This is a genomic window from Mesorhizobium sp. M1406, from assembly GCF_040317555.1.
Lineage (GTDB): Bacteria > Pseudomonadota > Alphaproteobacteria > Rhizobiales > Rhizobiaceae > Mesorhizobium.
The window spans coordinates 198,721-224,633 of the sequence record NZ_JAMYKW010000002.1 but is presented as its reverse complement, the minus strand read 5'-3'; the positions used below and the strand labels follow the sequence as shown (position 1 = coordinate 224,633).

Sequence of the window (25,913 nt, the reverse complement as noted above, 5' to 3'; positions counted from 1 at the left end):
CCCAAGTTTTCCCTAATATTCGCCGGCATCCATTAGCGTCCATCTGGCGAATCATTTGCCCTTCCGTGCACACCCGCGCATATTGGCGCGCGACAAAAGAGGGAGGGTGTTTTGTCAATCGCAGCGAATTTTTCGATCAAAGACCTAGGCGAAACGAAGCCGGGAGACTTGGTAAGAATCAGAGGAGCAAACCTGTCTGTATTTGCCTTTGTCTTGGGTCCGCGACCGAGGAACCGTTTCGGAGTCCTCACCCTGCAGCCAGCGCCGCCGCATCTGCCAGTCCCATCGCTTCTTTATCCAACAATGGAGAAGGTGGCGAGCTTCGGATCTGACTGGGTTTTGGAAATCGTCGACGGTGATTGGTCGTACGCAGGAAACAGGGAATACTATGACATAGGCGGCGTGGTCTTCATTGGCGATAAAATGACCATAGCTGCACGCCATCCGGAGCGTTTTAACGACATTCAACAATTTGATTTGAGCTTGTGGGCCGAAGCTGAGGGCAACTCAGGTGAGATACCCGCCCCCTATTGGCGGCTTTGGGCAAACCAGTCTGAGAAGGAGAGACGTAACGGAATCCCCCTGATGGAGTTCGACGCAAGAAAAGAGAAACCGTCCCTTTGAGAGGCGGCTTGGCCATTGCCACCATTGGCGGCCGAAAAAATCAGACTGGCTCGAGCCGACACAAAGCCGAAATTGAAATCCGCGTCCCAGATAGGCTTTGAGCCCTCGATCCGAGATTGATCGCAGTTGTTATCTTCCAAGGGAAACTCTGATGAATAAGCTGGAGGAGATGGCCGAACAATTCCGGCGTCTCGTCATGGTTCTTCGTGAGCACTCCAAGGAAATCCAGCGCGATTTTGAACTGGTCGTTCATCTTGGCAGGTCGATATCTGAGGTAGGCACCAGCCTAACACGGAAGATGGCCCGCGCCTACGAGATCAATTCGCGCATCGAGCCAACTGGTTGGTTGCCGCACGCCACAACTCCATTTCACTTATTCGATATGGACGGCCCTGAGCCAGATGATCTTCGCCGCTCGATTGGGGATTTCTATCACCAGCATTGGCCTTCGGTTTCGACCGAATTCAGAGATCGGCTCCAGTTGCATGAGGTGGACGGCGAGGCCAGGAAAACATTTAGTGAAGCGCTTGATGCCCACAGTGCCGGCTATTATCGATCCGTAGTCCGGCTGCTTTTTCCCGAGATCGAACGCGTCATTCGGGTCGAGTTCGAGGGAGCGGGTATCAAGGAATTTCGACAAGCAGTCGACAGACTACCAGCTGGTTATATGCTTCAAAATCCCACGTCTACCGATCGCCTCTATCGGACTCTAGCTGCTCATCTTTATGATCACGTGAACAGCGACAACTGCCAGGCGTTCGCCTCGAATCCCATCCCGAATAGGCATGCCGCAATGCATGGTCGCGTCACTTACACAACCGCTCAGAACAGCATCAATACGCTCATAATGGCAGATTTCGTTTTTGATCTCGTGTCCATTTTTAAACGCCAATTTACCGCGAAGAATCAATCCCCAAGTGCAGAGCGATGACCGTCCGAGCGCCAGCATGGGCACACCCTGGATGAAGCCTCTCCCCGATGCAGTCTTTTCCATAACTACCTCGTTCAGATCGAGGTGCGCGAATGCGCTGGAAACCGATGCCCTATCTGGCCGGCAACTCGATCGACGATAGCGATACGGACGGAAGCGCCTATGGGCAGGACGCTGGCCACGATCGAGGTCGACACGAGGGCCACAGCGCGGGCCATGGACGGGCAGCCTTGGCTCAACTGAGTCGCGCTCATCCACCGCATTTTGTGTTGTACTCATTGAATAATATTTCTGAATCGCTAGGTTTCCGGCGCTAGCACCAATAGCTTGTATTTTGACCTAGCGGGCGGAGGGAAACCAATGGGATACAGAAACAAGACGTACGTCATTTTTGACGGCGATAACGACATGTGGGCCTACGCCTATATGAAAGGCTGGAAGCAAAGCGAACATATAGACTTCGATTTTTATGATGCTCACGACATAAACGGCATTCGTGATGGGTCAAGCGAGGATACTGTCAAAAGAAGGCTAAGAGAGAGACTTAAAAATACGAAGCAGGCCATCGTACTGATTGGAACAAGTACGAAAAACCTTTTTAGATATGTCCGATGGGAAATCGATACGTGCTTGGAAATGGGTATTCCAGTCCTCGGAGTTAATCTAAATGGCAGTCGCGTTATAGATGAATATTCCCCACCTATTCTTCGAAAAAAAGACGCGATGTTTGTCTCGTTTAAGGCGAAGATTATTACGTACGCGATGGACGATTATTTTGATAATTTTAGATCTTCATATCACGGCCATTCTGATGATTGGCATTACCCTGACAAGATATACACAGGCCTTGGGTTATGAACAGCAACGATTTCCCGGCTTTATACCTATCTGCCGATGCCGCGTCGGCATCGGCCCAATTTAGCTATTTGACTCTTATGCGTATCCAATATGCGCTTTTGATCGTTGCCGCGATAATCTCGCTTTGGTTTGGTGGCTCTAGTGACGTCTATGTTGCATACGCAGCTATCGTCTCCTTTTCGACGGTGGTTCTGCTCTACACGGCTGTTCAAAAGCCTGAGAAGGATTGGTACGCCTGCCGAGCTTTGGCAGAGTCAATCAAAACCGCCACGTGGCGATATATGATGAGAGCCGAGCCCTTTGACGGAGCGCAAAAATCCCCCGAGGTGAAAAGGAAATTCGCGGGATTCCTGAAGTCGATTCTGGAATCAAACGCTCACATTCGCGAGCCAATTAGCAAGAAGCCTCGAACCGGCAGTCAGATAACCACAGCGATGGAAGACATGAGGTCGCTACCACTGGCTGAGCGAATGGCCCGTTACCGAGAAGCTCGAATTGAAAATCAGAGAACTTGGTATGTGGGACGCACAAAGGCCAATCGGCGAAACTTTACGCTCTGGATAGTCGTCTGCACGATTGTACAGGGCCTTGCGATAATTCTTGCCTTGGTTCGCATCCCGCACAACAGCGCTCTCTCCATCTGGCCAACAGAGCCGCTGCTTGTACTCGCGTCTTCAATTATTGGCTGGATTCAAATCAAAAAATTCAACGAGTTAGCATCCGCTTACAGCCTGACCGCCCATGAAATCGGAATAGCGCTGACTAGGCTTGACGATGTAAATTCCGAGAAAGAATTCTCTGATTTTGTAAACGATGCCGAACGGGCCTTTTCTCGTGAGCATACGCAATGGGTGGCACGCCTGACAGAATGAGCCGCATTTCATGGTGCAATTAGCCCCGTAGTAGCTTTGTGGATCTCCAATCTTTACCAGACCGCCTCACATCAAGGGCGGTTGCAGGTTGCCCTCTGAGCGTGTGCTGCTCTTCATCGCAATTACTGTGATCCAATGAAGCCGAAACGCTCAAGTAGGTCGGAGGAGCACGGGTTGACGGTATCGACGGAGTCTCCCACGGTCGCCGTTCCGCCAAAATGACGAGCGTTCTTGCCATCACAGACGAAGCCTTTGCCATCGGGCAGAGCGCAAACCCTATCACTGTTTCGAACTAGGATTAGCCCGCCGCTTTCTTGGCTCCGCCAGACAAGGCAATCCGGGAATCGTCCTGCCAAAGCGCGCGGGAGCTCAGAAGCTGGCGCATCTAAGGACTCGGTGTCGCAAATCGTTAGGTCCTCGGCCCCCCCCGTGAGTGGTATGTCGCTGGTGCCATCGAAGAATTGTCTCTTGATATCGGCAAGTCTTCCAGGTGGGCAACCAAGTGACGCATTGAACACTAAGTGGACACGATTAGGCTCTTCGCGAAAGTAGTTCCATATCACTCCTAGCATCGCAAGCACGGCCACCAACAATAGACCTTGGCGAAGAGACGCAAAGTCGTTGCGAACAACCTGCCATGCCCGGCTCGTGACTGTATTTGTGTGCTTTTTAAACATGTGGCGCAACTGCGAGGACAAAAAGGATATCACGAACTTTGTAGGACATCCGCAGCCAGCCAGTCGCCTTGCCGATCGAGCAAGCGAAAGATTCTTGCTGAAGGTCGCTGAACCGTTCCGCGCCGTTTGCGGCTTCTAGGAACCGATCAACGCACTCAACGGTGTATTTTTCGAAGCTCTTGATGACCTCAGGCATTTGCCTGAGAGCCTGGGCGAACTCCGGCGTTAATTCAGAGCGGTCGGTCATCGACCTTGTGGCTAGCGTTTGAAGGAATGATGATAGACCGGCCGGATCATCCCTATTTTTTTCGAGATCGTTGATTATTTCATCGTGCTTCGCGTCGCCTTGAAGTGACAGCACAGTGATCTCGCACCATTCGCGATCTTCTCGTACAGATTGCCAGCAAGCGGTGGCGTTCTTCACCCAGGCACCACTATCCGATTGCGGGGGCTTTGGGTCGCAGGTGCATTGCTCTCTGTCAGGGTTTTGGGCGTGCAAAGCTGCCGGCCATCCGAGCAAACACAAACCGACGATTGCGGCACCCCTAACTGTTTTTGGCATGTAAGCCCCCGAACCCGCAGACGAAGACTACACTGACGCAGCCTGTTGTCATGCGAAACCGCTATTCCAGTCTTCTTCCCAGAATCTTGCGGCGAGGCGTGCCATCCTCGCCCCGCTTCACCCGCGCCTAATCCTTCGTTCGACCTACTACGCCGGGTCAGGAAGCGAACTCCAGCCACGTGCCCCCGTTGTTCGCGCCAGAGTGCCCTTGCGGTCGATGATGAGCAAAATGTTCTGGCGGCCGAAAACTCCAATTGAATTTTTTTTCGAGGACAGGAGGTACCACCGGTCTAGAGCGCACTAGTAAAAGTTCCGACCCTCCCCCTTGATGCATCGTGCAGTCTTGCTGCCACTCCAAAGAGCAATGATAGCCTTGGAATTCAGAGGACTATGCTTTGCAACGTCTCGCTTTGTTCTTGACCAGCGCATCGAATGGGAATTATCCTTTGGCAACTCAGACCAAGGGGAATTCAGATGATCGAGTGGGGCCTCCTGATCTTCATAGCCATCATCCTCGTCGCGTATGCCCTCAGCATGATCCCGGATGGACCGGACGACGCGTTGGCCAGGTTCCGACAGGAATGCCGTGAGCAGGGAATGAGCTTCGAAGAGACCCAAGGCGCTGTCAGCCTTCGAGTTGGCCTTGTCCAGCTTCGCCGCTTGGCGTCCGACCGCTGCGTCGAAAAGAATGGCAACATGTCGCGGAAGGAAATCAACGAGCTTGCCGGCAACATTGCGATTGGCATTGCGGCTGCGCATGGTCACCAAGCGGCGAAGAGTTTCGTTGCTTGGGTCGACTCCTGCGCTGATGAGGAGATCCTCTACGACGACGCGCGCGCGGCGCGCCACAGGGTTTACGTCACGTCCTTGCGGTCCAAGGGCCTGTATCCGCATCCACGGGCGCCGATGCCCCCTGACCTGAGAGACGCTTTCAAGGTGGCCTAGGGTCTGGTTGCCGTTTGAACCGGTCGGCAGGAACGAGCAAAGAGCGAGCAGAAACTCCGGGCTGAAGTCCGAAGGCGGACTTTCAATTGCCCGAGCGGTTCTCGGCAGCCGACCCGCCCTCAAGCACGCGCGTCCCAGCCTTAACCCCGCATGCAACTGAACTCAGCCGGCGCGACCGTTAAGCTCACGCAAAGCGCACTCGTGCACTCACATGTTGACATCATAAGTTCACTGTGAACATATGATGTCACGGCAACAGTGCCCCGATGGAGACCGACCATGACCGCATATTTTGCTTCAAACCTTAAGCCCGCAGCGGGTGGAACAAAAGCTAACATGCAAGCTAAAAGGCGCGAGTTGCGCAACCGAATGCGTGAACTTGGAAAGACAGTTGTAGAGGCCAACGGCTATACGGTCGGAGGGTCTCTCGGTCTCGACCGCGGCAGAGCCTACCATGCCAAGCGCAATGGCAAGGCGGTGAAGATCGGGTTCCGCGCCAGCGCCGATCGTTGGATCGCTGCGACGACGCCAGCATTGGCTGCGGGCGGGGAACTGGCCGAGGTCGACGAAATTTTCGTTATTGCCTTTAAAGACCCGAAAGTCCGAGACGTTATCGAGGTCTATCGTTTCAAGGCTTCCGTGATCGCGGACGCCGCAAAGAAAGTTTTCGCCGCCTCGGGGAAGACAGGGCAGCAGTGGATTCCGTTGGACGATACCAAGGACGAGGGGGTTCACAGCATGGCCGGAGGAAGTCTCGGAAAACACGGTGAAGTTATTTCGACGGTGGACGTCGTTTGGGAAGATGGCGGCGCTGGTGGCGTCGAGGCGCCTGCGCCTTTCAAATTGACAATTGACCAAGCCAAGGCCGGATTGGCCGCTCAATTTGGCGTGAGCAAGGACGCCATTCGCATTACGATCGAGGGCTGACGAAGCGTTGTCTGCGGAATTAGGCCCGGCTTCGGCCGGGCCTTTCGTGCAACTGCATCGCCCCCGGCAGCGCGATCATCAGGCACCCCCGAGAAACATGAGCTTGCCATCGCCACGGCCGGTGATTTGCTCCAGCGTCAACGGTCCGGTCGATTCACCGACTGAGGCGCGGCCTACTGCCATTGCGGCGGCAACCGCTCCGTCAATGCGGTCCCGGCTCTTGCCCTTGTGCATCGACTTGTTGCCAGCCTTGTCGACCTCGACAGAGACGTTCTCAAAGCACCAGCGAAGGACGGGATTGCCACCATGGCGGAACCGTCGGGCGATGATCGCGCGCTCAAGTTCCTTGATCGCCGGTGCCATCGTGATCCAGCCTTGGCGCATGGTGACGACGGGAAAGCCATCCTCCAGCAATGGCGCCATCACGGCTTGGGCGTATGCGGGATCGAATGCGACCTCTTGAACATTGAACATCTCGCGCAGCACGCGAAGGTGCGCTTCAATCGCCCGATAGTCGGTGACGTTCCCCGGCGTCGGCACAATGTGCCCTTGCTCAGCCCATTGAAGGTAAGGAACCTTGTCCTTCTCCGACTTGTCGCGAAGTCCGTCTTCGGCGCAGAAGAACATCGCGGCGACGTCGTAGCCCTCGTCATCATCGGGCCAGGCGACCACAACGGCGGCAAGGTCGTGGATGAGCCCAAGGTCGACCGCGACCCAGCAAGGCCGCTCCTTCTGCGCTTCGATGTTGATCGGCGCCGCGCCTTCGTCATAGACGCCCATGTCGACAAACGGTGACAGTGAGCGGTCAAGCCAGAAATTCATATTGTACTGCTTGAAGTCATCTTGCTCCGTTGGCTTCTCCTGTGCCTCGAGCGCGGCCTGGCGAAGCTCCTCCAGCACTGGGAAGCCTTCGGACAGTCCCGGGTTGACGCGATGCCACAGCGCCTCATCCTGCCAGTCTGCGCCGTCCTCCGGCTCGAATATGATCGGCAGGTAACCGGGGTTGACGATCTCTCCCAACGCAATCCGGCGGGCGTATGAGTATTCCTCCCAAGCGAGGCCAGATTGACCACGTCCGGCCGTTGTCGTGATGCAGAGAAGCGCACCAGGTGATTTCACCATGCCGGTCTTCAGTGCCCGCCATAGCTTTCGATTTTTGAGAATGTGCAGTTCATCGAGGAACACAGCCGCGGGCGTCGTTCCGTGGGCAAGATCACCCTCACCAGACAACACGCGAAGATGAGACTTTGCGAGCGGATGCTCCAGGTATTCGCCGCGAACTTTCACAAGGTCATGTAGCGCCGGCGTTGCCCGTACCATTCCGGTTGCTTCGGCAAACGCGAGATCCGCTTGGTCCTGCGATCCGGCTCCAAGGAACACCTGGCCCGATGGCACTTTCTCGTGACCAACTGAATGAAGCAGCCCGAGCCCGCCGCCAATGGTCGTTGTCTTGCGGGCGCCGCGCGGGATCATGCAAAACACCGTGCGCACAATGCGCCGACCGTCCGGATGCCGTGGGCCATAGATGCGCCGCACGATGCGTTCCCAGAATTTTGGAAGCACAAACCGCCGATCTGGTGCGCTCGATTGCGGATGACGTAGGGCGTTGAAGAAACGCACGGCCCTGTCACCGTAGCCAAGCGGATCATCTATTGGTGAGTCATCAAAGACCCAAGTCGGCAGCGTCGTTGCCACGACTCTCCTCCTTGCCAGAGAGGCCTTTGCGGGACCGTGACGAAGGCGTAATGCCGAGCTCGATTGCGTACCGGCGTGAGATCTCCAGATATTGGGTTTGCATTCGGACGGCGGGATTGGACTTCGGTCCGGCCGGCGTGTCGATCAACAGCCCGTGCTTTGCGATCGACTTGTCAGCTTCGCGCGCTTGGGCGCTTGCCATGCAGTAGTGCGCCAAGGTCGTCAGAGCGGTCTCGTTAAGTATCTGACGCTTCACCAGATCCGGCGCCACTCGGTTCCATTCTTCCGCCGCCGCTTCCGACAGATGTTCAGGTGCGCGGGGCACGCCGGACAAGCCGCCCTCAATAGGCCTCAACTCTGGCTTTCTGCCCTTCACAGCGTGCACGCCCTAGCAAGGGATGCCGATGCAACAGCCATCGGCCCGGAGGCGTTCTCGGGCCGAACAAATGACGTGTGGTCATGACGGATTGGGTCGGAAGAGATGTGACTGCAGCACGCCGCCACGGCCCGGCGTCCAATCTCTGAAGCTTCGTCCAACGTGCGACCCCAGCACAGCACATTGATCAGCGTTTCGCGGCGCCCTTCGATAAAGCGAAGTTGCGGGCGCCCGATCGTGACGAAGGGCCAACGTGCGGGGTCGGGAATATTTTCTTCGAACCAGATTCGAACGCCGGCCATCTCGCGAAGCGCTGGATTGTCTTCGAGGAGCGTGAGCATCAAATTCCGGGTGCTGTCGCCAAGGGAGGTCACGACCCAAACCCCCAAAGCCTGTATGGCGCGATCAAATCGTCAAACCCGAAAGGCGTTTCCTCGACAGAAAATGCCGTCCGATCGTCGACAATGGTGCTTTCCCGGTTTTCGAACAGATGACCAACATGAAGCAAGATCGCTGCGCGCAACGGCTCCGGTACGGCGTCTTCGTCGTCACCGTATCCGGCCGTGAAAGACACGGTGACGGATTCGGCAAAATCCCTCGGGGTAGGCCACGACTTTCCGTAAGCCGGAACGATCCGAGCCCGCTTTGATCCTGCGATGCCGAGAACGGTGTATTTGTCCGTTGCCAAGGTTTGCTCATCGCCGGCGGCATCAACGTAAGTGATCTCCTCCACTGACTGCAAAGGCGGCAGCGGAACAACGATCTCCGTCGGGAAACAGTCCAGCGTCAGTTTCCATTCCTGAGTGACCAGGACCCGACCAAGAATCCCGGCCTCGCCGTCAAGCTTTGCGGTCACGGCCGCTATCATGCGATTGATCATCGCATCGTGCACGGTTGTGACTTGGATGCTGAGTTGCGCCTTGGCCTCCGCAAGTGAAACCGGGAAGACGTCCGGCGGCGTGACAAGTGTCAGCATTTTTCCGCTCTCATTTCCCGGCGTTCTTCGGATTGAATTGTCGAATTGTGGTGGTGAGCACAGGCAGATTCCCAGTTGGACCGCGACCACATGAGGCGCTTGTCTCCTTTGTGCGGGATCCGATGGTTCACGACTGTCGCCTTGACACGTCGACCGGCCGCCAAGCAGCGCTCGCAAAGGGGATGCCGGCCGAGATGCTCCAGCCGTGCAGTCTGCCACTTCCCGCCATAGCCGCGCCCGGCTGCGCTTGGGCGCTTAGCGTCGTACTTGGCCTTGCGCTCCGCATCGGCCTTCGCCCGGCAAGCGCAGCGAACTCCCGACGGGATCGGGCGCCCGCACTGGCAGATCGACGGAGCTCGCGTCGGCATCAGTCTTCCAATGTCCAAGCCGTCGCCGTGGTGCCCGTGGCCATCACGCGCCGAACCTGAAAGGGAATGAGATAGCCTGCAGGAACATCGATGAATGGCACCGGTGTATCCAAGGCGTTTGCTACAGGAACGACGCTGATGTTGCCCCTCACGGTCAAGACGAGGGCTTTCGCGACAACGGGAAGGTCTTCCGTGTCCGAGGGAACGACGAGGCGCGCCGATCGACCTAGCGACTCAGGGCCTGGCTGGTTGTCTTCGTAGGGGTCATGCATGGATCTAGCCTCTCTGGGATTGGCGGACAGCCACGCGCCGTGGCAGTCCGCCTAAAGTTGCGACCTTGCTGACCTTGACCCCTACAATGCACGCACTAGGACTGGGGACCCCGGGGAGGTCTGCTACCGTTTGCGGCCCGATCGCGGGGGCCTCTAAGGAGTGGGGCCCTCGTCCTATTCCGTTGGCCGCTTGCTGGCGTGGCCAAGAATGCCGTCGATACCGATGAAGGCGCCGGTTGATGCCCCGCTGATGGTGACCTTCGCGCGGATGTACTGCCGATCGCCGATGTACCCGACCAAAGCGTTTTCGTTCTCGTAGGTCGGCGCCGGCGGCGAATTGCCGTCATCGCCCACGGTCAGGCCGTAGACAGTTGCTGCGCCGGCCGTACCTGCCGAAGCGCCGACAAGTTCGTCCTCAAGGACTCCCACAAAGTCCGAATTGTCGTCGGAGTGTTCGAAGTGGATGACGTGTTCGCCATCGGTCCAGTCACCGACATGAATGGCGAAGGTCAGAGACTCGAAGCCGGCTCGATCGATCGCCGCCCCGGTTGCCGTTACGGTGCGCAACGCCGGCGCCAGCGATTGCCGGGAGGCGAGAGAGTTTTTCAGTTCACGCATAATCTTGTTTCCTTGTTCCTTGGGGCGCCGCTTACGAAACCGCCATCTTGAGCTTGCGGAAGCGCGCTGCCTGCGTGACAGCACCGCCGACGCGGCGACGCGCGTGGAAGCGGACGAGGCCGCTCTTTGCCTGGGTGAACGGATCGCGAAGCACGCTGAGGCCAACGCGGTCGTAGATCCTGTATCCGCCGGCAAAGTCGCCGTAGAGGATGGGGAAAGTGCCGCTTGCGATGTCGGGCATATCGACGGCTTCGACCACGGGGCGGCCAAGGATGGTTTCCGGCTCGCCTGCCTGAAATGACGGCTGCCAGAGATAGTTGTTCTGGCCGTCCTTCAGCTTGCGGATCGTCGCCAGTGTCGTGCCGTTCATCATCCAGGCGCCGCGCGCGCGATATGCTTTCGGGAGCGCGTAGAGCAGGTTGATGAGAGGGTCGGGCGCCAAGATCGTTGCATGCCCGTTAGCTGTGAAGGCGATATCGGCATTCGTCATGACGCCTTCGGGCTGCTTCATTCCGGTGCCGTTGACGAAAGAGATGCCCTCCTTCTGGCCAAAGTCTTCGGCGAAGGCCATGTTGAGTTCGGATTCGATGTTGACCGCCGAATCTTCCAACAGCTTGTTGCTGACATCGGTATAGGTCCGCATCTCGTGGACGAAGATTTCCTGCTGGCCGAAAGCCGGTTCCGACTCTTCCGAGTCCTCCGTCTCGCCTTCCCAGAGCGCCGTAGTGATTGCCGTGCGCTTCGGGAAAATGACCGAGCCGCGGGCGGTTGTGCCGACGCGTGCCGCCTCACGGATGGGCGAGTATTGGACAAGCTCGCGCTGCATTTCGGTTTGGAATTCCGGAGGAGCGAGGAAGCCGCCGGCAGTGTCGTCGCCGACGCGAAGCGCGCGGATCTCATCGGCGCTCAGCGCCTCGCGGCCGCTGCGAACGTAACCAACGAATGCGCGCCGTTCGACGGTCGGCTCTTCGTTGCGCTGCTGAGTGCTAGGCCGCGCCGAGCGCGTCTCAAGTTCGTCCAGTCGCGTCGTCAGTTCATCGAGGCCGGCCATGCGGGCATCGAAGGCCGTGCGCATTTCCGCGACTGCCAGTGTTGCCGCTTCGATCGGATCGGGATCGGCGCGCGTCTCCAGCCGCACGGCGGAGCGGATTTCAATTTTCGAATGTTTCATTTTGATTTTCCTTCTGCGAAAGCGCGGGTAGCCGCATTGACTGCGGTGACGAATGCGGCCGCCGCGCTTTCACGGCCGTGTCGAATTGAGGTCACCTTGGCGCCGGGCACGGATGCGAGCGCTACAAGTGAAATCTCGTGGATGATTGCCTTGGTGATGTGCCGCACGCCGCCGGCGCGGGACTCGGAAGTCACCGTTTCAAACCCGATGCTGATCCCGTCGATATCCTCTTGGGTCAGCATGGCGCGCACTTCGCGAGCGCGTTCCACTTCGAGGTTGAGACGGCCCTTCACTCGCAAGCCTTCGTCGGCAACTGTGATCGCAGACCATGAGCCGATCACTTGCGCCGGGTCGTGCGACCAGAGCATGGGCAGGCGCTTGGCAACGGAGGCGAAGGCGCGCCGGTCGAACGTCGTTCGATAGGAGTCCAGCGTGTCGAACTTGACCGCGATTCCTTCGACGGTTCCATCATCGGCGGGCGGACTGAATCTCAATTCAAGGACGTCAACGGTCTCACGCATTTGTTGCGGGCTCCTCAGTTGTGGTTGCCGGAGCGGGCGCGCCTTGCGGAAGATTGAGCTTGTTGCCGCCGTCTGTTGCAGGCAGGTTTTCAGCGGCGCGGGCTTCGTTGGGAAGCAGGAAGGGGCCACCGACCGCGCGGGCATAAGCCTCGAAGCGGGCCTTCAGATCGGCTTTGACCAACGCTTTTGTTTCAAATTCAATGTAGTGGTCGCGGCGCTCTTGTTCCGTGAGCATCGATCGGCTGATTGCGCCCTTCCAGGCGGTGATCCAGGGATTGAGCACGAAGGCGAGGAACTGACTGCCGAGCGTTTCCGAGTTGGTGAACGTCGCACCCTCAAGCATGCCAAGAAGTGTCGGCGGAACGCCAAAGAACCGGCCAATCTCGGTTGCCTGATATTTTCTGTTTTCGAGATACTGGCTGTCAGTGCTTGTGAAATCGATTGGCGTGTACGTGACATCAGAACCGAGAGGAACAACGCCGCCGCGCTTGCCGCCGTCGGTCGCCTCATGCCAGGCATCCGCGATCTCGTTTGCCACACCGGGGCCGAGCGCAGTCTTAAAGCTCAGAATTCCGGACGGTCTGCCGCCGTTCTTAAAGAACCGGGCGCCATGGCTTTCCAAAATGAGGCTGAGTGCAATGGCTTCCCGCGCAAGTTTCGCCGGCGCCTCGCCGCCTAGTGCGGCCACGTCAAGGACATCGCGCCAAGAAAGGTCGTCACTCCCGCCGTCTTTCCTTGGCGTCACATACATCGGTTCGCCCGAGTGCTCGTCGGCTTTGATGGTGACGCCGCAGATCGGCTGCAACTCCCTAATTTCTTTGCGGACGCGTATGACCTTGGCCAGGCCGCGACCCTCCAGCAACGCGGCCAGCGTCACTTCGCGGCGGAACTGAGGGCCGGGCGTCCAAGGATTCGCAAATGAGTTCAGAAGATTTTCGATCGGATGATCGCGGACACGATCGCGAGAATCATCTTTGCCACGTCGATAAACGTGAATGGGCAATTCGCCCAAGAGCTCGCAAATTAGTCTGATAGAGGCGAATGCGGGGGAGCACTTCAGCGGCGTCCGTGTCCCGATTGAGACACCAGCGGCCGTCGGCTGCGCGCCGAAGAGCGCAAGCAAATCGTCGCTTGGATGGGAAAGCGACCGGGCGCCTTCCGGACCGATGATGAAAACGTGCGTCTCGGGCTCTATCGCCCGAACGTCTTCCGTCGTTGATTTTCCGAACCATCCAAACATGGCCCGAATTTGTGGAAGAGCGCCTGATTTGGATAGCGGGCTGAAGGCGGCTCAAGAGGGCTGAAAGGTGCTATCGAGGGCCGGCGTCGGAGACCCACGCGATAAGCTCAGACCTAAAAGCGCAGAACCTACCGGCTTTTTTTCTGACTGGTGCCGATGGATCTTTGTATAGGGTCTCGACAAAATCCGGCGAGCAATCCAGAAGTCGCGCGATGCTCTTCGCTCCCCAAAGGATCTCGCCTTTGAGTGTTTCTGGGATGGCATTGACGGCCGGCACGGTTGCGGCCCTCATTGGAACGCCCGCGCAAAGGCGCGAACCGTCGCCAGGTCGATCGACCTTTCACTGACAATCGCCGTCATCTTCAGAGACTTCGGCTGTGTCGCCTCAATCGCGGCGAGGTCGCTGAGTTGGTCGCCGTCGTCATCGAAGTCGGGTGAGCGAGCGAACCGAGCCTCAAATGCGGACCATTGCTTCCGGAGGTTGTCGGATTGCCACCCGCTTGCCGAGAGCCCTATGCGAACCGTCGGCAGCGGGACCGTAAGACGGATCTCGCAATTGCCGAGACCTACGTCCTTGTCCGCCCTGCCGGCCATGAAGTCCGCCACCAGGGCGGCGCACCAATCCAGCAAGGTGCCTGTGGTCATGGCACGACATTCTGTCCAATGGACGGGAACGCCGTCGATCTTTCCGGGCATGTCATGCACCGCGCTCACGACCGCTACCGCTTCGTCAAGGTAATCGGCCGACAGTCTCGCCAGAAGAAACGCCGCGATCTCCCGCGGCTCAAGGCTGTCATAAGATCGGCCGGGCCGTTTGCGACCAACAAGCCCGATTGCCGCCAGGCGGGTGTAAAGCTTCTGGTCGAACTGCGCGACATTGGGGAATAGCCGAGCGGCTTCCTCTTTGAGAATTTTCATGCTCATTCGCGTCGACCTATTTAAATCCGTCGAAGATTTATATAGGTCTCGCGGATTCGACCGTCAAGCGAAAACACAAGTCGTAGCGATCGCTGAGCTTCATAGACACAAGATCATGCGGCGCCACTCATCCTTCACTTGGTGGTTCGAACCAGATGTGAGCCCAAACCCCATCAATCTCGCTGACCAAGTCCAAGGCCTCTTCGATTGAAGCTTTCACATCCTCGATTGTTGTCGGCTTTCCGGTTTCCCGGCCAACAATCTGGAAATTGTCGCTGAACAGATCTTGATCATAGTGGCCATGTGCCAAGGTATTCCGGGTGGAATTCAACTCACTCATTCGGTCGTAGGGCAAGGCCGGAAACCACTCCAGGCCCAAGGCTATCAATTGCAAGTTCGTCACTTGCTTTAGGTACATATCTTTGCGCAATGACGACCACAAATCAGGCCGGCCTTGGTCGCCCAGTAACTTGACGATGATGCGGCGAATTTCGTTGTCGATCCTGTTGAAGGCGACCAGAAACTGCCCGAGAGCCGCCTGATAAGCCTTTTGTGTGTTCGGACCCGAAAATGGTCCGGGAAATAGTCCTTCGATTTTCACCATTTCTGTCCCTTGCGGCTCCCATTTTGCCACCTCTCTATCCGCTTCGATGCTCGGCTAAAAGGCGCGCTTCCCTCATGCCGCGCTGCCGCCCGGCCTATTATGGCCAAGCCATGCACGGCGCTGGATTTCATGCTGAACTGCCATGCTGAAGGCGTCGACCTCCAGTTGGATAACCTCGAGGGTAGCGCCGGCCGCCGATAGCCGATCGACCATGGGTCCTATGACCTTCTTCCAATATGCGTCGGCGTCCTTGCCGCGCTTGCGCTCCAGAACCTCGGCACAACGGCGAACCTTTCCGACGTTAGCCGACAGGGGGAACACCACCAGTCGGAACGGCGGTCTCCAGGTCAGGAGGTCGAGTTGGTTAGAACACATCGGCCGCACCCCCACATGGTGATATATATGTGTACCTGTAGCGGGACCGATGGACCCCCGAAATGGGTGAGGACGGTACTCGTAGAAGGACCGTGAAGCGGTTTTCACCCATATTTCCTGTCCTCCAAAGTGCTTGAGTGTCTCTGTGGCGGGACCGAGCGTACCTGTGAGAGGACCGTGATTTTTTCATCCGGCCGCCAGCGCATGAAGTCTTTCCGGGGCAATTCGCCGGTTACGTCGCACTTGTATTCGGTGAGCAGCCATTCGGTCGCGCGCTTGAGCTTGACGCTGAAGGCCCCCTTGGTGACGACGGCCACGAAGCCCAATCGCTGGAGATTACCGAAGCTTTTCGAAGCCGCATTCTTGCCGATGCCGAGCGCTTCGGCGGCATCGCGGACAGATAGCCCGATACGCCCATTGTTGAAGCCGTCGTACCGCCACTTGAATTCCAAGTATAACGCCCTGTCGTTCGGCGTCGCGTGCCGCCAAGCTGCCGACCTGATCAAGTGCCCCTCGATAAGGAGGAACTTTGCCTTGCCCTTCCTTTTGAATCGGCTGCTCATGTCCCTTCACCGAAGACCGGAACGCCCTTGAAGTCGCCGCGGACGATCGCGCCGAATCCAGCGAAGGCCATAGCCAACTCATACAACGCGCCATCGTCTAAATCGCATAACGTGTTATCCCTCACCGTGGGAAGCATGGCCGCGAAGGTGGTTTTCGGATCTCTGGCGTCCAGCAACCACCGGGCCATCATGACGGCTGCGAGGATATCTTTTTCTGTCATGTGCGCACCGCCATGCGAACATGCGCGTCGACAAGCCGCTCGGCTGCCTCGAGGCGGTCGCGAGCCTTGTCCACCTCCATAGGCGCGGGTACCAGCCCACAGCCCTCCAGTCCCGCCTCACGCTGGCGAAGTAGATTCTCCAGGCGTAAGCGCGCGTTCATCGCCAGTTCCCTGAGGCGGGCCAGTTCGTCGGCGCCAGTCATGACACCGGCTCCCGCTTCGGTTCAATTTTCGGCAGCGCCTGCAGATAGGCCGTATACTCGTCGTCAAGGACGATGGTCTGACGACCGATCTTACGAGCAACAAGTTGACCGGCTTTGATGGCGTCGTACAGGCGCGTCCGCCCGCCGGGGTGAATCTGTAAAAGCTCTTCGATTGTGTAAGCTGGTTTTCGCGTCACGGTGATCTCCCAGAAAGGCCGTGTTGCCACGGCGATTTGATTTTCTGGGTTGGATGCCCGTTCGCTAGGTTGCGAACCCTTTTAGCGCGGAAGCGAATCAGCGCTTAGAATGGGATATATGGCGAGGCAATGAATCTCGCAAGGGTGAGATGAACGGCGGTGTCACCGCGCTACCGCCATTGCCGTAACATTGCTCTTTTCGCCAATGCCCAACTTCGGGAAGTGAGCCCGGATTGTGTCGGCAACGTAGGACGGCGCCAAATGCGCATAGTGCCGTTCGGTCACGCGAGTGTCGGAATGACCTAGCTGCGTGGCAATGACGCCCATAGGCACCCCTGCCATTGCCAATGCGCTGGCGTGCGTGTGTCGTAAATCATGGAAGCGAGCGCGCGGCGTTATTTTTGCAGCGTTCGACGCGTCGACCATCGGCCGGAAATGTTCCGACTTCTGCCACTCGCGACCGCCGAATGGAAAGACAATCGCGTCTCCAGCTTTTCCCGCAACGGCCGTCCTGAAGAACTCAACGCCTTCGTCACCTAAGACGACATGGCGAGGTTTTCCCGATTTGGAAATCAGGACGTGGACTGTGTTCGCGTCCAGATTGATGTCGGTGACCCGAAGTCGGGCAAGCTCGGATACCCTGCAGCCGGTAAACAAGGCGCCGCGAACCAGCGCGCGAAATTCGGGTTCACAAGCGTTTACCAGCCGCCGCTGCTCATCAATGGACAGGTAGCGAATTCTCGCAATCTCGACATTCTTGAATGGCTTGACCTTCCGCCAGGCCAGATCGCTGTCGACAAGCTCTTCGGAGAACGCGAGATTCAATGCAGCTTTCAAGGTCGTAAGGATCCGGTTAGCCGTGACCTTCCGGGGCCTTGGATCGCCCTCCCCTTCGATCTCTTTACCGCCCCGGTTCTTTGCAGCCGTCTGCCAAAGATCGGTCTGCCACTCTTTGATCTTTTTTGTGGTGAGCCGATCCACCTCGATCGAGCCAAGCACCGGTTCGATCCGCGACTTGATGGTTTGCTTGACGCCTCGCATGTCCTTCTTGCCGCGCTGTTCGCAGTCCGCCAGATAGTCGCTGAGCGCGTCTGAGACTGTATAGGTGGCCTTTGCCCGCCCATGCCCCCTTGCCTCCCGCAGCGCCTTCTCTCGCCACGCGCGGCCCTCTGCCTGCGCATGAGACCAAGAAAGGATGATGGCGCCGTCGGCGTCCGCCGTGTCGTCTGCGATCCCGATAGCCTTCTCGACATACTTGCCGTCGACAAAAATCCTAGCCTGCCATTTGCCGCCGCGTGGGCCCTTCCGATAGCCTACGTGAAAGCCCTCCTCGATCATCCGCCAATGAGGTTTGTCTTGCATCGGCAGCGCAATTCGTGCCGCTCTGGTATCAAGCCGAGCATCCCTGACCGTGCGAGCCATTTCAGAGCGTCCCCCAAGTTTTCCCTAATAAGCGCGACGTGAACGCCTATGAACAGGAGTGAATGACCGTGAAATAAACATATATCTTTCAATATGTTATACACGTTCGCGGACATTCGGGAAAGGGCAAAATGCCAGACTTTCACGGCGGTAACAGGGGTTCGATTCCCCTTGGGCGTACCAGAGACTTCACCCGCATCTTGCGACATGCTTCGGCCGGCGGCTCGAGCGACAAGGACGGCGTTGCGTGAGTGCCTATGCTGAAACGGGCGCTTGCCGGTTAAGGCGGCTCCCTTCAGCGCTTGAACTTGGCGTCCGCCAAAGCAAAGTCAAAAGCCAGTTATAATCCACGGATTCGAGTCGTATCCGAGGCGCGGCTCTGCCTTTGCGCCGCTGTCTTCCGATTTGGCGGTTCCGGTCACACTACAGTCAAGATTTGGAACGGGCTTCTTGGTTGACGGGTTGGTAGAACACAAGGCGGCGGCGTCACTGGCTGGCACCTTCTTCTCCTTGGCAACTGCGACACCCGTCGCAGCGAACACGATAGCCGCGCAAAATATAGCCACTCTCATTGGAACCCCCACAGTGCACACTCCGAGACATGCTCGGACATGACGTTGCGACAGCTTTATATTAGCATTAATGAATATATAAGCTAGCCCTGTGCCGTCGAAAGCCGGCCGGAGTGCCAAGCTTGCGTTACATGACCGCCCAAAGCCCGTACTGGGCAGATCTAGCCTAACTCCCGACCATCGGTACCGTAACGGTTGTCGCGTAGTTGATCGGAAAGTTGCTGAAGTAAGGGAAGTCGATGACGAAGGCATAGCTGGCGGTCAGATGCGCCATGCGGAAGCCACCGCTCGCCGGGTCGAAAGCGATCGTGACGTTCACATCCTTCAAACCCAGGGCCTCCAATTTCTGCGTGGCGATCGATTGGATGTCGGCCTGGGTCAGCGTGTTCTTAAGCTGCAGCGAGCGTGATGATGTCTCCAACACATAGCGAACGCTGGACACGGAGTGCATCGACCAGCCGAAGGCGAAGATCCCGAACAGCAGCATGATGAGGAAGGGCGCGATCAGCGCGAATTCCAACCCGGCCCCGCCCGATCGATCCCGCTCGAACGCGCCTGCCCTAGCGAACACGGATCATCTCCTGGTGACCGATGGTGGTGGAAGCAGCAAAGGCGCCGAAGGCAATAGGCGGCACCCAAGTGGCCGATGCCTGGATCTGGACATAGACCGATGGCGCCTTCGGCCCACTGCACAAGGTGGCAGCGTCGACCACGGTCGTCCCGCACATGTAAGTCCGGCTTAGCGTGACCTGGCCGTCCTCCGGCCGATTCTCCCAGCTCGAAATGGCAACAGCCTGGGTCACCGCATCAATGGCCGATCCGCTCATGACCAGGTTCGCGGCGGTCTTCACGCCGGCGCGCATCGACAGCGAACTCGTTACGTAGGACCAGCCGTCCAGAATACCAAGCAGCACAAGGCACAGGATGGGCAGGACCAGCGCGAACTCGACCGCCGCAACGCCCGCTTCATCGCCAAGGATCGGCGTCGATCGGCGTTCCACGAAGCTACTCTGCCAGTACCACGGATTGCGCGGCTGGAATGTCGCGCATGCCGAGGCTCGAGCAATCCTGATTGATGGTCGCATTGCCGGACCATTGGATCGTATTGGCGACGACCTGAGTGCAGCCACCATTGCCCGAGAAATTGCCAAGATAGTTCACTTGCTGCTTGGGGAAGTAGATGGCCCCTGTCAGCAGCGAATCCGCCGTGCCATTGAAGGTACTCTGCGCCGCGGTCCCCGTCCTGTCGCCGTAGAACAGAACGCCTGAATAGCTGCCCGAAGTCGGCGCGCTAAGCTGCACGGACGCATTGCCATTCATGCTGACGGTTGAACTGCCCGACATGAAGATGGTCACTCCGCTGCCGGTAATGGCCGCGTTGGCGTTTATCTTGAAGTTGCCCTGGACGATATAGACGCCGGGCGAAAGCGTGACATTACCATTGAGGTTCATGCCACCGCAGTAGGTCCCGGGCTGGATTGTCTGCGTCGTTTTGTTGCCGTTAACATTCTTGCACGGATTGCTGGCCGCAGGCGTTGGCAGGTCGGCAAATGGATCGGCGGCAGGCAGTGCCTGGGTGATCGGGGCCGCGCAGACGGTGGTGACGGGATTGCTGAGAGAGACGCCGCCCGCTGATATCAGGCAATCGACCTGGAGGTGCGCCGAGCCCTGAAGATTGATGGCGTCGGGGGCGTTCGAATTGGTCATGATGACGCAGTGTGTGAAATTCACGCTGGTATTGCCGGAAAACTGTACAGCCTGCGGGGCGGTCGGATCGAGTGCGGTTAAGCAGGACTTCGAGGCATCGGTGATGAGGGCCACCGCTCTCGCCTGTTCGGGAACCTGGCTCTGCGTGAAGATCAAGGTGAACATCCGGTCGAGGTTCTGGCCGACGATCACCTCGACCGCTTTCTTCGCCGTATTCGGTCCCGACGCCGGCGGCGTGTTGACGACGATCGTGCCCGAGCCAAGGCCATTGGCGCCGGCCGACTGGGTCGCGGCCGCGACGATGCTCGGCTTGTTGGGACCCGAGATCTGTTCGAGCGCGCCAGCATAGGCGGCGGCATCGGCCATCGCCTGCAATCTCAGGCTGTTGTAGTACCAATACGAGGTCTCGACACCGAAGCCGGCGGAGCCGACAACGATCGGCAAGGTCAGGGCGAAGATCGTGGCAACATTTGCGCCGGTGCCCCGGCATATACCGTTTGCGATAAGTCGAATCCGGGTGAAGCAATTGAAGGCCATGACGTAGATTAGAAAGCACGCATATGTGAACGAATGGCTAAAAAGTTCAGTTCATTTTTTGTCAGCGATCTATTGTCCCCCAAAAGAAGGGGTTCGTTGGCTGATCGACGGGCATTGAAGGCAGCAAGACGACCAAAAAAGCCCGTATCCCGCGTGGCGATAGTTTACTGTTTGCTAACAGCGCAATTGCAGAGACGGCGGCAAATGACCCGCTATGGGGCAATCGGCCGGCTCGCGTTGGCGATAGGACTTATGCGCGGCAAACCGGGACCAAGGTCCGTCTGGCGGGTTCATCGACGCCGTCGCATGATTTATCGAGCGGGACGGCCGACTCGAAGGATGGACCATGAAAAATCGAACGAATCTGCTCGCAGCGGTCGCGGCGCTCACACTTCTCGCCTCTTCGGCGTTTGCTGGTCCTGGCGGCAATGGCAATGGCGGCGGCAACGGCAACGGCGGTGCGAACGGCAACGGCGGGAATTCAGCTGGAGCTGGATCGCAGGGGCATGGAGCTGCGACATCCACGGCGGCAAAAGATCCTTCCACCAGCGGTTTGACAAAGGCGCTCAGCGTCGTGGCGACCACGCCGGCATCACCGCAGGCCACGCTGTCCCTGCAGGCAGCCCTGGACAAGCTTTTGGCCAAGAACGCAACTGAAGATCCGGCAGACACGACGGATGACTCATCGGACGAGATCACTGGCTCTACGGAATAGATAGCTTTGGGGTAGTCACGCTTTGACGTGACACTCCTTGTGGCCCGCGCCGGTTCGCCGGTGCGGGCTTTTTTCATAGTCGCGTATCTTGGCGGCCGTGCGGGGCCGGCGCCAGCAAGTCACGGCGGCGACAGCGACCGTCTTAGCGCGTCCCGCCTGCGATGCGTTCAGCCGGATACCATGCCGCTCGAACCCATGCAGCCATGCGGCGCTGCCCCATAGCCACGAAATTTGTTTCAAGCGGAAAGAATTGGCATCGTCTCCGCACCCATATCGGCCAACATCTCTCTCTGTACGGCCAGGAAGAACCTGCGCACCTCGTCGCCGGCTGCTGTTCTGTCCCTGCCGGATCCGGCAACGAGGTCCAGCAACTCCGACGCCTTGGCCCTCCAGAAGGAGGTTGCGGTCTCGCCATGCAGATTGCCTAACTTGGCGGCAACCTCCCTGACCAAGAATACCTGACGGTCGATCGGGAACGCACGAACTTTTTCTGAGGACATCTTCCGAACCATGAGACTGACGCAACGAATCAACCATTGCCAACAAGCAATGGCGTAGCCGGCAAGGTGGAAACGGATGCTTAACGGGGCTGACGCTGGTGCATCCTGGTGCGGGTTCGTCGGGGACGAGACAGGCGCAGTGGTACGCATCGCCCCGTGCCTTCAAACGCGATCGTTGGCGTTGCAATCGGACAAGGCGAAACGGTGGCAGCCCTCAGGCCTGGAGCGCCCTCGACCCACCGCCGCGCCTGCGCGGCGTCATCATGTCCCTGGCCATCAGTCCGCTCGCCCGGCAAAACGCCATGAACGCCCGGCACGCATCCTCGGTCTTGACCACGTCCACCGTGGCGCCAAAGCAGGCGTTGAACGCTTTCTGATAGATCGGGCCTTGACGGCGCGCCGGCCAGTCCTGGAGAAAATCGAGCGCCTGTTCGACCCCGTAGATCTCCTCGACTGGCAGGCCGGGCGCGGGTGCGATGCGCACCGGCACCTCGAATTGCAGTCTGTCCATTCCACTTCTCCCGAACCGGCGTCACCGGGGCGGCAACGCCGTTCGTCGTCAAAAGCTGCTTTGACCGCTTTTGGCCGAGAAATGTGTCGTCACTTGGGATGACCAGAAAGGAAAACCGGGCAAAAACCGGCTAGACATCGCTCCATGCACGAGGAATTTCCCGAAGCGCGGCCGCGTTGGGCAGTTCTTCCTTGAACCTTCTGCCCTCAAGTGCCAAATCTGGGGAGATCTTCACATCGGCTCTCCTGCCGGGCCCTATCGCCTACACGGACAAAATGGTCACCTATCTCGACGCAGCCACGGCACCACTCAGAAACACCGGCCAGATCCGCCTCTATGGCGAGGAAGGCTTTGCTGGCATGCGCAAGGCATGCGATCTCACCGCGCGCTGCCTCGACGAGCTGGTGCCGATGGTCCAGCCCGGCGTCACCACCGAAACCATCGACCGCTTCGTCTTTGAATTCGGCATGGACCATGGCGCGCTGCCGGCGACACTCAACTATCGCGGCTACACGAAATCGTCCTGCACCTCGATCAATCATGTCGTCTGCCATGGCATCCCCGACAACAAGCCGCTCAAGGATGGCGACATCGTCAACATCGACGTCACCTACATCCTCGACGGCTGGCACGGCGATTCCTCGCGCATGTATCCAGTCGGCACGATCAAGCGCGCCGCCGAGCGCCTGCTCGAAGTCACGCATGAATGCCTGATGCGTGGTATTGCGGCGATCAGGCCCGGCGCCCGCACCGGCGCCATCGGTGCTGCCATCCAGACCTATGCCGAGGGCGAGCGCTGCTCTGTGGTGCGCGACTTCTGCGGCCACGGCGTCGGCCAGCTTTTCCATGATGCGCCGAACATCCTGCACTATGGCAGTGCCAATGAGGGCGTCGAGATGCGGCCCGGCATGATCTTCACCGTCGAGCCGATGATCAATCTCGGCCGACCGCACGTGAAGGTTCTGTCGGACGGCTGGACCGCAGTGACGCGCGACCGCTCGCTGTCGGCGCAATACGAGCACACGATCGGCGTCACCGACACCGGTTGCGAGATTTTCACGCTGTCGCCAAAAAAGCTCGACCGTCCGGGCCTGCCGGCTTAGAGCGCATCTTGCCCGGCGGAGGCCGTCTATGCCGACTGCACATCCGCGGCATTCGGCAGGTCGATGGTGACGACCAGTCCGCTGGGCTGGTTGTCCTGCAATTCGATCCTGCCGCCGTGACCCTGGACGATGTCGGCAACGATCGAGAGGCCCAGACCGAAGCCATGCTTCGATGCAATGCCGCGCGACGCATCTTCCTTGAAGAATGGTTCGAAAACACGAGCACGTGCCGTCATTGGAATACCCGGCCCGTCGTCCCCTACCGTGATGCGCGCCGCCGTGCCGGTCGCTGTCAAGGCGACCGTGACATTGCCAGCGAATTTGACCCCGTTGTCGCAAAGATTGGCGATCGCACGCGCCAATGCATTGGGCTTGCACCAGCCCAGGAGCCGGTCCGGCCCAGAGTATGAGACAGGAAATCCGACATCGGAGAATTCAGCGCAGACGGTTTGCAGAACGCTGGCAATGTCGGCGCGCTGCAGCTTCTCCGTCGAAACATCGTTGCGCAGATAGGTTAGGGTCTCGTCGATCAGGATTTCGATGTGCTGGACATCGGACAGGATTGCGGTTCGGATTGGGCCATCATCCATGCGCTCGGCGCGAAGCCGCAGCCGCGTCAAAGGCGTGCGCAGATCATGACTGACGCTGCGCAACATGCGCGTGCGGTTTTCGATCATCGTGCGGATGCGCGTCCTCATCCTGTTCAGGGCGCGCGCCAGCCCTACCATTTCAATGGAGCCGTGTTCGACGAAGAGCTGGTCGCTATTCTCAATCTCGGCTGAACCGACTGCCGCCGAGATGCGCTTCAACGGATCCGTCACGGCCCAAACCGCAAACAGCCAGATCAGCACCGGCAAGGCGACGAAAGCCATGAACCTATAGAACGAGGCACGGACGAGGCCCGATGTCAGCCAGGAATCGGGCATGCCGAAATGGGCCAGGACGTCCCGCTGGTCCAGGTCGATGACAAACGCGTATCGGCCGCCGATCCTTATCCAGCGTCCGTCAACCGTCCCCCTGTCGATACGCAAAAGCCATTCGATACTTCGCCATTGCAGATAGGACTGGGGAATGCCGCGTATCTGGTCCTTGGGCAATATCTCGAAATCAAAGCCGGCCCGCTTTGCTGTCGCCAGAATTGCGCCACGCGCCTCCGCCGGCGTTTCTTGCAACAAGGCAGCAACAACGGCCGCACGCCTTGCGTTATCTTCCACGGCGGGAAGGTCGACATTCTCTATGAAACTCTCGACGACCGAACCGACGAACATGATCACGATCACCGCCATGAAAATGATCGCCACAAACTGCCCACGCACGGACTGTGGCAAGAAAAGGCGGATGAAACCCCTCATGCTTCCTCCACCGTCGCGGTGAAGATGTAGCCACCCAACCGAACGGTCCTCAAAAGCACCGGATCGCGCGCGTCCTTTTCGATCTTCCTGCGGATCCGGCTGATATGGACATCGACGCTACGCTCGATCGGCCCCGCGAGCCCGGCATGGGTTACGCCCAGAAGTTCCTCGCGCGAGAGAACCCGGCCTGCATTACGACAAAACGCAAGCAACAGGTCGAATTCATGCGTCGTGGTCGTAACCCGCGCATTGTTGGGGTCATGCAATTGCCGGCGTATGGGATCGAGGCGCCAGCCATTGAAACGAAGCACCTTCGACCAGTCCCGCTCGTCTGGAGCATAGGCTGTACGGCGCAGCAGCGCCCGTATCCTGGCCGTCAGTTCGCGCGCGCTGAACGGTTTGGTCACATAATCATCCGCGCCGATTTCCAGTCCGAAGATGCGGTCGATTTCCTCACCGAGCGCGGTCAGCATCAGGATCGGAATGTTCGTTCCGGCACGAAGGCGGCGGCAGATATTGAGACCGTTTTCACCCGGCAGCATGACATCCAGCACGATGAGATCGAATTTCTGGTTGCGAAGCGCGGCATTCATCTGGACGCCGCTCTCGGCAATTTCCACGATCATGCCGTTGTCGGTGAGCGTCTCGCCCAGCATGCGTGCGATCTCAAGATCGTCTTCGACAATGAGGATGCGCGAACCTTGCCTTGCCGACCTGGATTCGGCGCTCAAATCGCTTTGGTGCCGTTGCTGTGCCATTCCGGAGTTTGTCTAGCCTGCA

33 protein-coding genes are annotated in these 25,913 nt (G+C 58.3%); 8 read left to right on the top strand and 25 right to left on the bottom strand.

The genetic code is table 11. From position 1 onward, the window contains the following. Nucleotides 1-111 precede the first annotated feature (111 nt). The 4 genes from NKH03_RS03635 to NKH03_RS03620 all read left to right on the top strand — a co-directional run bounded on the left by NKH03_RS03635 (nt 112) and on the right by NKH03_RS03620 (nt 3,285). Entirely contained in the window at nt 112-624 is a 513-nt protein-coding gene (locus NKH03_RS03635; RefSeq protein WP_352967152.1) for a hypothetical protein, read from the top strand. 151 nt (nt 625-775) lie between these two features. After that, entirely contained in the window at nt 776-1,555 is a 780-nt protein-coding gene (locus tag NKH03_RS03630) for a hypothetical protein (RefSeq protein ID WP_352967151.1), read from the top strand. Nucleotides 1,556-1,915: 360 nt separating this feature from the next. Continuing rightward, on the top strand, nt 1,916-2,413 hold the full coding sequence (locus NKH03_RS03625; protein WP_352967150.1) for a TIR domain-containing protein: 498 nt from the start codon (nt 1,916-1,918) through the stop codon (nt 2,411-2,413). Then, the gene (locus NKH03_RS03620; RefSeq protein ID WP_352967148.1) at nt 2,410-3,285 is read left to right on the top strand and encodes a DUF4231 domain-containing protein; all 876 of its coding nucleotides are present in this window, start codon (nt 2,410-2,412) and stop codon (nt 3,283-3,285) included. The genes NKH03_RS03625 and NKH03_RS03620 overlap by 4 nt, the downstream gene beginning before the upstream one ends. 669 nt (nt 3,286-3,954) lie before the next feature. Here the strand turns inward: NKH03_RS03620 and NKH03_RS03615 are convergent. Next, nucleotides 3,955-4,386: a hypothetical protein gene (locus NKH03_RS03615; protein ID WP_352967147.1), complete on the bottom strand. Its 432-nt coding sequence runs from the start codon at nt 4,384-4,386 to the stop codon at nt 3,955-3,957. Nucleotides 4,387-4,998: 612 nt separating this feature from the next. On the opposite strand from NKH03_RS03615, the gene NKH03_RS03610 reads away from it, so the two are divergent. Both NKH03_RS03610 and NKH03_RS03605 read left to right on the top strand, forming a co-directional pair. Further along, entirely contained in the window at nt 4,999-5,469 is a 471-nt protein-coding gene (locus tag NKH03_RS03610; RefSeq protein WP_352967145.1) for a hypothetical protein, read from the top strand. Between the two features lie 279 nt (nt 5,470-5,748). Beyond that, entirely contained in the window at nt 5,749-6,396 is a 648-nt protein-coding gene (locus NKH03_RS03605; RefSeq protein ID WP_352967144.1) for a hypothetical protein, read from the top strand. 78 nt (nt 6,397-6,474) lie between these two features. Here the strand turns inward: NKH03_RS03605 and NKH03_RS03600 are convergent, their stop codons facing one another. The 20 genes from NKH03_RS03600 to NKH03_RS03505 form a co-directional block, all read right to left on the bottom strand. Continuing rightward, a complete protein-coding gene (locus tag NKH03_RS03600) occupies nt 6,475-8,091 on the bottom strand; it encodes a terminase large subunit (protein WP_352967143.1) in 1,617 nt (538 codons plus the stop codon). Continuing rightward, nucleotides 8,060-8,416: a phage terminase small subunit P27 family gene (locus tag NKH03_RS03595; RefSeq protein ID WP_352967207.1), complete on the bottom strand. Its 357-nt coding sequence runs from the start codon at nt 8,414-8,416 to the stop codon at nt 8,060-8,062. The genes NKH03_RS03600 and NKH03_RS03595 overlap by 32 nt, the downstream gene beginning before the upstream one ends. Before the next feature lie 47 nt (nt 8,417-8,463). After that, entirely contained in the window at nt 8,464-8,808 is a 345-nt protein-coding gene (locus NKH03_RS03590) for a gp17 family tail completion protein (RefSeq protein WP_352967142.1), read from the bottom strand. A gap of 29 nt (nt 8,809-8,837) precedes the next feature. Next, nucleotides 8,838-9,443: a head-tail connector protein gene (locus NKH03_RS03585; RefSeq protein WP_352967140.1), complete on the bottom strand. Its 606-nt coding sequence runs from the start codon at nt 9,441-9,443 to the stop codon at nt 8,838-8,840. Nucleotides 9,444-9,810: 367 nt separating this feature from the next. Beyond that, nucleotides 9,811-10,083 (bottom strand): spike base protein, RCAP_Rcc01079 family, encoded by a 273-nt coding sequence (locus NKH03_RS03580; RefSeq protein ID WP_352967139.1) that lies wholly within the window; start codon nt 10,081-10,083, stop codon nt 9,811-9,813. Between the two features lie 174 nt (nt 10,084-10,257). Then, entirely contained in the window at nt 10,258-10,701 is a 444-nt protein-coding gene (locus NKH03_RS03575) for a hypothetical protein (protein ID WP_352967137.1), read from the bottom strand. 31 nt (nt 10,702-10,732) lie between these two features. Further along, nucleotides 10,733-11,872 carry a phage major capsid protein gene (locus tag NKH03_RS03570; protein WP_352967136.1) on the bottom strand — a complete coding sequence of 380 codons (1,140 nt, stop codon included), beginning with the start codon at nt 11,870-11,872 and terminating at the stop codon, nt 10,733-10,735. Further along, nucleotides 11,869-12,393, bottom strand: a complete 525-nt coding sequence (locus NKH03_RS03565) for an HK97 family phage prohead protease (RefSeq protein WP_352967135.1) — start codon at nt 12,391-12,393, stop codon at nt 11,869-11,871. The genes NKH03_RS03570 and NKH03_RS03565 overlap by 4 nt, the downstream gene beginning before the upstream one ends. Continuing rightward, nucleotides 12,386-13,633 carry a phage portal protein gene (locus NKH03_RS03560; RefSeq protein WP_352967134.1) on the bottom strand — a complete coding sequence of 416 codons (1,248 nt, stop codon included), beginning with the start codon at nt 13,631-13,633 and terminating at the stop codon, nt 12,386-12,388. Before NKH03_RS03560 ends, NKH03_RS03565 begins: the two co-directional genes overlap by 8 nt. A 288-nt stretch (nt 13,634-13,921) precedes the next feature. Next, entirely contained in the window at nt 13,922-14,551 is a 630-nt protein-coding gene (locus NKH03_RS03555; protein ID WP_352967133.1) for a hypothetical protein, read from the bottom strand. A 127-nt stretch (nt 14,552-14,678) separates the two neighbouring features. Beyond that, nucleotides 14,679-15,185, bottom strand: a complete 507-nt coding sequence (locus tag NKH03_RS03550) for a hypothetical protein (RefSeq protein WP_352967132.1) — start codon at nt 15,183-15,185, stop codon at nt 14,679-14,681. A gap of 42 nt (nt 15,186-15,227) precedes the next feature. Continuing rightward, a complete protein-coding gene (locus NKH03_RS03545; protein WP_352967131.1) occupies nt 15,228-15,530 on the bottom strand; it encodes a DUF6074 family protein in 303 nt (100 codons plus the stop codon). Between the two features lie 104 nt (nt 15,531-15,634). Continuing rightward, nucleotides 15,635-16,093, bottom strand: coding sequence for a hypothetical protein (locus tag NKH03_RS03540; RefSeq protein WP_352967130.1), 459 nt, complete (start codon nt 16,091-16,093; stop codon nt 15,635-15,637). Next, the gene (locus tag NKH03_RS03535) at nt 16,090-16,314 is read right to left on the bottom strand and encodes a hypothetical protein (RefSeq protein WP_352967129.1); all 225 of its coding nucleotides are present in this window, start codon (nt 16,312-16,314) and stop codon (nt 16,090-16,092) included. The genes NKH03_RS03540 and NKH03_RS03535 overlap by 4 nt, the downstream gene beginning before the upstream one ends. Beyond that, nucleotides 16,311-16,517: a hypothetical protein gene (locus NKH03_RS03530; protein ID WP_352967128.1), complete on the bottom strand. Its 207-nt coding sequence runs from the start codon at nt 16,515-16,517 to the stop codon at nt 16,311-16,313. The genes NKH03_RS03535 and NKH03_RS03530 overlap by 4 nt, the downstream gene beginning before the upstream one ends. Beyond that, nucleotides 16,514-16,714, bottom strand: coding sequence for a DNA-binding protein (locus NKH03_RS03525; protein ID WP_352899231.1), 201 nt, complete (start codon nt 16,712-16,714; stop codon nt 16,514-16,516). Before NKH03_RS03525 ends, NKH03_RS03530 begins: the two co-directional genes overlap by 4 nt. A 162-nt stretch (nt 16,715-16,876) precedes the next feature. Further along, nucleotides 16,877-18,136, bottom strand: coding sequence for a tyrosine-type recombinase/integrase (locus NKH03_RS03520; RefSeq protein ID WP_352967127.1), 1,260 nt, complete (start codon nt 18,134-18,136; stop codon nt 16,877-16,879). Nucleotides 18,137-18,874: 738 nt separating this feature from the next. After that, nucleotides 18,875-19,228, bottom strand: a complete 354-nt coding sequence (locus NKH03_RS03515; protein ID WP_352967126.1) for a TadE family protein — start codon at nt 19,226-19,228, stop codon at nt 18,875-18,877. 40 nt (nt 19,229-19,268) lie between these two features. After that, entirely contained in the window at nt 19,269-19,709 is a 441-nt protein-coding gene (locus NKH03_RS03510) for a TadE/TadG family type IV pilus assembly protein (protein WP_352967125.1), read from the bottom strand. Between the two features lie 4 nt (nt 19,710-19,713). Then, nucleotides 19,714-20,952 (bottom strand): DUF7305 domain-containing protein, encoded by a 1,239-nt coding sequence (locus tag NKH03_RS03505; RefSeq protein ID WP_352882940.1) that lies wholly within the window; start codon nt 20,950-20,952, stop codon nt 19,714-19,716. A gap of 346 nt (nt 20,953-21,298) precedes the next feature. Here NKH03_RS03505 and NKH03_RS03500 point away from each other — a divergent pair, with 346 nt between their 5' ends. After that, nucleotides 21,299-21,667, top strand: coding sequence for a hypothetical protein (locus tag NKH03_RS03500; protein ID WP_352871228.1), 369 nt, complete (start codon nt 21,299-21,301; stop codon nt 21,665-21,667). A gap of 236 nt (nt 21,668-21,903) precedes the next feature. Here the strand turns inward: NKH03_RS03500 and NKH03_RS03495 are convergent, their stop codons facing one another. Both NKH03_RS03495 and NKH03_RS03490 read right to left on the bottom strand, forming a co-directional pair. After that, entirely contained in the window at nt 21,904-22,317 is a 414-nt protein-coding gene (locus NKH03_RS03495) for a DUF6074 family protein (RefSeq protein WP_352871229.1), read from the bottom strand. A 64-nt stretch (nt 22,318-22,381) separates the two neighbouring features. Continuing rightward, nucleotides 22,382-22,678: a DUF982 domain-containing protein gene (locus NKH03_RS03490; RefSeq protein WP_352871230.1), complete on the bottom strand. Its 297-nt coding sequence runs from the start codon at nt 22,676-22,678 to the stop codon at nt 22,382-22,384. Between the two features lie 275 nt (nt 22,679-22,953). On the opposite strand from NKH03_RS03490, the gene map reads away from it, so the two are divergent. Continuing rightward, on the top strand, nt 22,954-23,781 hold the full coding sequence (map, locus tag NKH03_RS03485; protein WP_352967124.1) for a type I methionyl aminopeptidase: 828 nt from the start codon (nt 22,954-22,956) through the stop codon (nt 23,779-23,781). A 26-nt stretch (nt 23,782-23,807) separates the two neighbouring features. On the opposite strand, the gene NKH03_RS03480 is transcribed toward map, so the two are convergent. Next, a complete protein-coding gene (locus NKH03_RS03480; RefSeq protein WP_352967123.1) occupies nt 23,808-25,133 on the bottom strand; it encodes a HAMP domain-containing sensor histidine kinase in 1,326 nt (441 codons plus the stop codon). Continuing rightward, nucleotides 25,130-25,891 carry a response regulator gene (locus tag NKH03_RS03475; protein WP_032900681.1) on the bottom strand — a complete coding sequence of 254 codons (762 nt, stop codon included), beginning with the start codon at nt 25,889-25,891 and terminating at the stop codon, nt 25,130-25,132. Before NKH03_RS03475 ends, NKH03_RS03480 begins: the two co-directional genes overlap by 4 nt. Nucleotides 25,892-25,913: the final 22 nt, after the last annotated feature.

What these genes read in the sequence shown, in the direction of transcription:
- NKH03_RS03490 (WP_352871230.1), bottom strand. Translation starts at nt 22,678, where the DNA reads ATGGACAGACTGCAATTCGAGGTGCCGGTGCGCATCGCACCCGCGCCC.
- NKH03_RS03540 (WP_352967130.1), bottom strand. Translation starts at nt 16,093, where the DNA reads ATGAGCAGCCGATTCAAAAGGAAGGGCAAGGCAAAGTTCCTCCTTATC.
- NKH03_RS03620 (WP_352967148.1), top strand. Translation starts at nt 2,410, where the DNA reads ATGAACAGCAACGATTTCCCGGCTTTATACCTATCTGCCGATGCCGCG.
- NKH03_RS03630 (WP_352967151.1), top strand. Translation starts at nt 776, where the DNA reads ATGAATAAGCTGGAGGAGATGGCCGAACAATTCCGGCGTCTCGTCATG.
- NKH03_RS03535 (WP_352967129.1), bottom strand. Translation starts at nt 16,314, where the DNA reads ATGACAGAAAAAGATATCCTCGCAGCCGTCATGATGGCCCGGTGGTTG.
- NKH03_RS03495 (WP_352871229.1), bottom strand. Translation starts at nt 22,317, where the DNA reads ATGCGTACCACTGCGCCTGTCTCGTCCCCGACGAACCCGCACCAGGAT.
- NKH03_RS03585 (WP_352967140.1), bottom strand. Translation starts at nt 9,443, where the DNA reads ATGCTGACACTTGTCACGCCGCCGGACGTCTTCCCGGTTTCACTTGCG.
- NKH03_RS03565 (WP_352967135.1), bottom strand. Translation starts at nt 12,393, where the DNA reads ATGCGTGAGACCGTTGACGTCCTTGAATTGAGATTCAGTCCGCCCGCC.
- NKH03_RS03545 (WP_352967131.1), bottom strand. Translation starts at nt 15,530, where the DNA reads ATGTGTTCTAACCAACTCGACCTCCTGACCTGGAGACCGCCGTTCCGA.
- NKH03_RS03475 (WP_032900681.1), bottom strand. Translation starts at nt 25,891, where the DNA reads ATGGCACAGCAACGGCACCAAAGCGATTTGAGCGCCGAATCCAGGTCG.
- NKH03_RS03560 (WP_352967134.1), bottom strand. Translation starts at nt 13,633, where the DNA reads ATGTTTGGATGGTTCGGAAAATCAACGACGGAAGACGTTCGGGCGATA.
- NKH03_RS03570 (WP_352967136.1), bottom strand. Translation starts at nt 11,872, where the DNA reads ATGAAACATTCGAAAATTGAAATCCGCTCCGCCGTGCGGCTGGAGACG.
- NKH03_RS03530 (WP_352967128.1), bottom strand. Translation starts at nt 16,517, where the DNA reads ATGACTGGCGCCGACGAACTGGCCCGCCTCAGGGAACTGGCGATGAAC.
- NKH03_RS03575 (WP_352967137.1), bottom strand. Translation starts at nt 10,701, where the DNA reads ATGCGTGAACTGAAAAACTCTCTCGCCTCCCGGCAATCGCTGGCGCCG.
- NKH03_RS03610 (WP_352967145.1), top strand. Translation starts at nt 4,999, where the DNA reads ATGATCGAGTGGGGCCTCCTGATCTTCATAGCCATCATCCTCGTCGCG.
- NKH03_RS03590 (WP_352967142.1), bottom strand. Translation starts at nt 8,808, where the DNA reads ATGCTCACGCTCCTCGAAGACAATCCAGCGCTTCGCGAGATGGCCGGC.
- NKH03_RS03625 (WP_352967150.1), top strand. Translation starts at nt 1,916, where the DNA reads ATGGGATACAGAAACAAGACGTACGTCATTTTTGACGGCGATAACGAC.
- map (WP_352967124.1), top strand. Translation starts at nt 22,954, where the DNA reads ATGGTCACCTATCTCGACGCAGCCACGGCACCACTCAGAAACACCGGC.
- NKH03_RS03555 (WP_352967133.1), bottom strand. Translation starts at nt 14,551, where the DNA reads ATGAAAATTCTCAAAGAGGAAGCCGCTCGGCTATTCCCCAATGTCGCG.
- NKH03_RS03520 (WP_352967127.1), bottom strand. Translation starts at nt 18,136, where the DNA reads ATGGCTCGCACGGTCAGGGATGCTCGGCTTGATACCAGAGCGGCACGA.
- NKH03_RS03500 (WP_352871228.1), top strand. Translation starts at nt 21,299, where the DNA reads ATGAAAAATCGAACGAATCTGCTCGCAGCGGTCGCGGCGCTCACACTT.
- NKH03_RS03480 (WP_352967123.1), bottom strand. Translation starts at nt 25,133, where the DNA reads ATGAGGGGTTTCATCCGCCTTTTCTTGCCACAGTCCGTGCGTGGGCAG.
- NKH03_RS03605 (WP_352967144.1), top strand. Translation starts at nt 5,749, where the DNA reads ATGACCGCATATTTTGCTTCAAACCTTAAGCCCGCAGCGGGTGGAACA.
- NKH03_RS03505 (WP_352882940.1), bottom strand. Translation starts at nt 20,952, where the DNA reads ATGGCCTTCAATTGCTTCACCCGGATTCGACTTATCGCAAACGGTATA.
- NKH03_RS03580 (WP_352967139.1), bottom strand. Translation starts at nt 10,083, where the DNA reads ATGCATGACCCCTACGAAGACAACCAGCCAGGCCCTGAGTCGCTAGGT.